The following is a 4,248-nucleotide window of genomic DNA, read 5'->3' as shown; positions in this document are numbered from 1 at the left end:
TTACTTTAGATTTAACTACGCTCAAAATCACATCAATATCATGGATCATTAAATCTAAGACTACAGGTACATCAGTACCGCGAGGATTAAATTCAGCCAATCGATGCGTCTCAATAAACATAGGATGTTCGATCATATCCTTTGAGGCGATAAAAGCAGGATTGAAGCGTTCGACATGACCTACTTGACCTTTTACCTTGTACTCATTTGCTAAAGCAATTATTTCTTCGGCTTCTTCAAGAGTGTTTGATATAGGTTTTTCGATAAAAACATGTTTACCTGATTTAATGGCAACTTTGGCACATTTATAATGGGAAAGAGTGGGAGTAACAATGTCTATAACATCTACAGCAGTCAAAAGAGAAGCGATTGTGCTAAAGTGTTTGTATCCAAATTCCTTAGCTATTTTATCAGCATTTTCTTGATTGGGATCGTAAAATCCAACTAATTCATATTTCTCGGATTGTTGTAATAAACGCAAATGTATTTTTCCTAAGTGACCAGCACCTAATACTCCAATTTTTAGCATAATAATGTTCTTTCCACAAAAATAGCAATTAAAATTAAATTTCTGTTTTTTAGAAACCTAAAATCCATTTTAATCTAGTAATAACTTCATTTGAATTTTGCAACTTGTTTTTTGCCATTTTAACATCTAATTTTACAAAAAAATAAAATAATAATTTTGAAAGACACAGCAAAACATCAAGGCCTTAGAAATCAATTAGTAAGTGTTTTGCAGCAGAAAGGAATTACAGATATAAATGTCCTAGAAGCGATAAAAAAGATACCTAGACATTTATTTTTAAATTCTAGCTTTGAAGATTACGCTTACCAAGATAAAGCATTTCCAATAGCGGCCGGGCAAACGATTTCTCAACCTTACACTGTTGCTTTCCAATCAGAACTACTACAGATTAAGAAAGATCATAAAGTTCTAGAAATAGGTACGGGATCCGGTTATCAAACGGCTGTTTTGTGCCTAATGGGAGCTAAGGTGTATAGTGTAGAAAGGCAAAATGAATTGTTTAAACAAACCTCTGTTTTATTACCTAAATTGGGTATCAGACCCAAACATCTGACCTTTGGTGATGGTTACAAAGGATTGCCTACTTATGCTCCGTTTGATAGTATTATCGTGACCGCTGGAGCACCGATGATTCCGCAACCATTAATGGCACAATTAAAAATAGGAGGAAGGCTAGTTATTCCGTTAGGCGAGGATGTTCAAATTATGACGTTGTTGATTCGTATAAATGAAACACAATTTGAAAAACATGAGTTGGGTGAATTTCGATTTGTTCCACTTTTAGAAGATAAAAATTAATTAAAAAACCATTCCTAATCAGAATGGTTTTTTATTGTGCAATTTTGCCTATGTAGCGTTCTAAACTGTCTTTAGCAGTTTGTGCGATGAGTAAAAGAAATGCTTCCTTATCGCCTTTGCTCACTGTGTTTTCATACCTCAATTTGTTGTCATGATCTCCTTTGTTATTGACCATAACATAGCCTTGTTGTAGCAGTATTACATTTTGCACGAGTCGGCTTGTTTTACCATTATTAGTGGTAAATGGTTGAATGAGTTGTATTTTTAAATGTGCTTCTGCAGCTAAAATTATAGGGTGAACGGCATTTTTATGATTTTCGTACCAATTAAAAAAATCGTCCATATCCTTCGCTAGTTGGTCAGGTTGTGTAGATTTTAGATCAATCAAAGCGGTTTTGCGGTATTTTCCCGCATCATCTATTTGAATTCCTCTCGCTAAGAAATGATGAATGGTGAGTAATTCTTTTTCAGAAAAAGGAGTATTTTTTTCCGTTAAACCTTTTACATATGAAATGGCTTCAACATGATTTATTACTTCTAAATGCTCTTTCATGGTTTTACCCGCAATAGTGATTCCTTGGTTAATCACTAGTTCAGTTTCTGCTAGAGAAAGCGTATTACCGTCAAGCCGATTACTCTCAAAAATAAATTCTAATTCAAGTGCTTTAAGCACAGTATCAGATTCAAATTGGCGGAATCTTTCTCGCTTTAATTTTAATAAATCTACCTCGTCTAAATGCTGTTGTAATGCTTTTGAAACCGAATTTGAAGAATTATTTCTTAGACTTTTTATTTCTTCTTGCGCTTCTGCTAATGCCTGAAGGGCTAAGTTTTCATCACCAATTTCATAAATGATTTTTTCTTTTAGCCAAGTAATCATGATGGTTTCGTAGTCAATTTCTAGAATTGCCGCTAGTTTGATTACTTGCTCTTTAGTAGGTTTACGAGTTCCGCTTTCAAACTTACTAATGAGTGCTTGGTCAATACCAAGTAATTGTGCAAGTTCTCTCGTTTTTAACTGCTTTAGTTCACGAGCATTTTTAAGTAGCGTTTTCATGATGTAGTTAAAGGATGTCTTGACAATTTTAGTCAATAATTAATCTGAAAAAAAAGTACTTCGATTGCAAAGTACTTTTACTATTTAATTGTTGAATACCTTTTTGATGCGGTCTAAATCGCGCTTGGTATCTTGTTCCTTCAAAGATTCTCGTTTATCGTACGTTTTTTTACCTCGGCAAAGACCAATTTCTAATTTAGCCATCCCTTTTTCATTCGTAAACAATTTTAAGGGCACAATTGTCAAACCTTTAGCTTGCACGCTTCGAGCTAAGCTTTTTAATTCGCGTTTGTTCAAAAGTAGTTTACGTTCACTTCGTGCCTTGTGGTTGAATTGATTCCCAAAAGTATACTCCTCAATATAAGTATTGATGGCAAATAACTCATTATTACTAAATTCACAAAAGCTCTCCGTAATATTTGCTTTTCCTAGTCGGATAGATTTGATTTCTGTACCGGCTAAAACGATTCCAGCAGTAAATTTCTCGATGATTTCATAATCGAATCGAGCTCTTTTATTTAATATGTTGATTGTTTTAAGCATAGAATGCAAATGTAGGAACAAATCAATAAATGAACACTATTTTTTGTAAAATTGATTTAAATTTACCAAATGGAAAATCAAGTTTCAAAAGATCCGTTACATGGACTTACCCTTAAATTTATTTTAGAACGATTAGAAGCTCATTATGGTTTTGACACCTTGGGTGAATTAATCAATATTAAATGTTTTAATGATAATCCTAGTGTGAAATCAAGTCTTACTTTTTTGCGCAAAACCGATTGGGCTAGAAAAAAAGTAGAGGAGTTGTATATTAGTTCCATTTCTAAATTTCAAAACTAAAACAGCACTGTTTTATTCGCTTTAAAAAATGCTATTTAACCTTGTACTTAAAAGTATTTAATGTCTTTTGTTTAATAGGCCATATACCGCTGCATCTAAAAACCGACCTTCAAAGTATTGGTTTTCTTTAAAAAGTCCTTCTTGTACAAAGCCATTTTTCTCCAAGACCTTGGACGATGCCTTATTTTCAGGTGCTATAACTGCTTCAATGGAGTGTAAGTTCATTGTTGTAAAACCGAACTCAATTAGATGTTTAACTACCTCTGAAATTATTCCTTTACCACTTTGCGATGGGTGTAAAATATAACCAATTTCAGCTCGGTGATTTTCAGGGCTAATTCTATAAAAACCGGCAACACCTATCAAAGTATCGTTGCCTTTTAGTGTAATTCCCCAATTTATTCCTTCTGAAGATTCGATTTTTTCATCAATGCTTTTAATGTGTTCGATTGCTTCTTCAAAATTAGTTGCTAGCGGTCTTGGAATGTATTTCATTATTTCGGTATCCGAACGAAGAACAAACATCTCCTGAACATCAGCTTCTGTTACTCTGCGCAGTACTAATCGTTCCGTACTGAGGATAGGGAAGGGATTGAAATTTAAATGGACCATTTTAATTTGATTTATAGTATTTCTATTGAAAAGGCTGTTTGAAACTGTGTATTTGGTTTTAAAACCTGAATACCTTCTTTCTCAAAAAGATTTCCAGTACTGTTTTTTGTATCAGAATAACCAAACCAGGGTTCAATGCAAAGAAAAGGAGCGTTAACCTTTGTCCAAAGACCCAAATGTGGAAAAGTAGGAAATACGACCTTTACAAAAGGCAAATTGTTTTTTAGAATTGTAATTGCTTTAGATTGTAATTCTTTAAAGATGAGCGCATCATTTTTAAATAAGTCATAATCTAACGGAACTATTTTAGTAGTTGCTTCTAAAATTGCGGTTGTATCCACTAGTAAATTATCTTCAAGTAAATGATAGGTTAGTGTTTCCTCGGTTTCAAATTCGATTGCATAGTCTT

At 33.4% G+C, this 4,248-nt stretch carries 6 protein-coding genes and 1 pseudogene; 2 read left to right on the top strand and 5 right to left on the bottom strand.

Translation table 11 applies throughout. From position 1 onward, the window contains the following. On the bottom strand, positions 1–529 hold a 529-nt coding region (locus P8M54_RS10255), incomplete at its 3' end, for a Gfo/Idh/MocA family oxidoreductase (RefSeq protein ID WP_300287734.1). Between the two features lie 156 nt (positions 530–685). Between P8M54_RS10255 and P8M54_RS10250 the strand changes: the two genes are divergently transcribed. Next, positions 686–1,327 (top strand): protein-L-isoaspartate(D-aspartate) O-methyltransferase, encoded by a 642-nt coding sequence (locus tag P8M54_RS10250; RefSeq protein WP_300287733.1) that lies wholly within the window; start codon positions 686–688, stop codon positions 1,325–1,327. A 31-nt stretch (positions 1,328–1,358) separates the two neighbouring features. On the opposite strand, the gene P8M54_RS10245 is transcribed toward P8M54_RS10250, so the two are convergent. Next, complete coding sequence (locus P8M54_RS10245) at positions 1,359–2,384, bottom strand: Fic family protein (protein WP_300287732.1); 1,026 nt, start codon at positions 2,382–2,384, stop codon at positions 1,359–1,361. Positions 2,385–2,468: 84 nt separating this feature from the next. Further along, complete coding sequence (gene smpB, locus P8M54_RS10240) at positions 2,469–2,927, bottom strand: SsrA-binding protein SmpB (protein WP_300287730.1); 459 nt, start codon at positions 2,925–2,927, stop codon at positions 2,469–2,471. A 69-nt stretch (positions 2,928–2,996) separates the two neighbouring features. On the opposite strand from smpB, the gene P8M54_RS10235 reads away from it, so the two are divergent. Beyond that, entirely contained in the window at positions 2,997–3,227 is a 231-nt protein-coding gene (locus P8M54_RS10235; RefSeq protein ID WP_300287729.1) for a VF530 family protein, read from the top strand. A 57-nt stretch (positions 3,228–3,284) separates the two neighbouring features. Here the strand turns inward: P8M54_RS10235 and P8M54_RS10230 are convergent, their stop codons facing one another. Beyond that, on the bottom strand, positions 3,285–3,839 hold the full coding sequence (locus P8M54_RS10230) for a GNAT family N-acetyltransferase (protein WP_300287728.1): 555 nt from the start codon (positions 3,837–3,839) through the stop codon (positions 3,285–3,287). A gap of 11 nt (positions 3,840–3,850) precedes the next feature. Continuing rightward, positions 3,851–4,248: pseudogene (locus P8M54_RS10225) on the bottom strand (aldose 1-epimerase family protein); the annotation flags it as partial.

This window comes from Flavobacterium sp. (genome assembly GCF_029242675.1).
Taxonomy (GTDB): Bacteria; Bacteroidota; Bacteroidia; order Flavobacteriales; family Flavobacteriaceae; genus Flavobacterium.
Note: the sequence above shows the minus strand (reverse complement) of the source record. Positions and strands in the feature narration are given on the sequence as shown.

Excerpts from the sequence above, each read along its gene's own strand:
- smpB (WP_300287730.1), bottom strand. The coding sequence starts at position 2,927 with ATGCTTAAAACAATCAACATATTAAATAAAAGAGCTCGATTCGATTAT.
- P8M54_RS10245 (WP_300287732.1), bottom strand. The coding sequence starts at position 2,384 with ATGAAAACGCTACTTAAAAATGCTCGTGAACTAAAGCAGTTAAAAACG.
- P8M54_RS10230 (WP_300287728.1), bottom strand. The coding sequence starts at position 3,839 with ATGGTCCATTTAAATTTCAATCCCTTCCCTATCCTCAGTACGGAACGA.
- P8M54_RS10235 (WP_300287729.1), top strand. The coding sequence starts at position 2,997 with ATGGAAAATCAAGTTTCAAAAGATCCGTTACATGGACTTACCCTTAAA.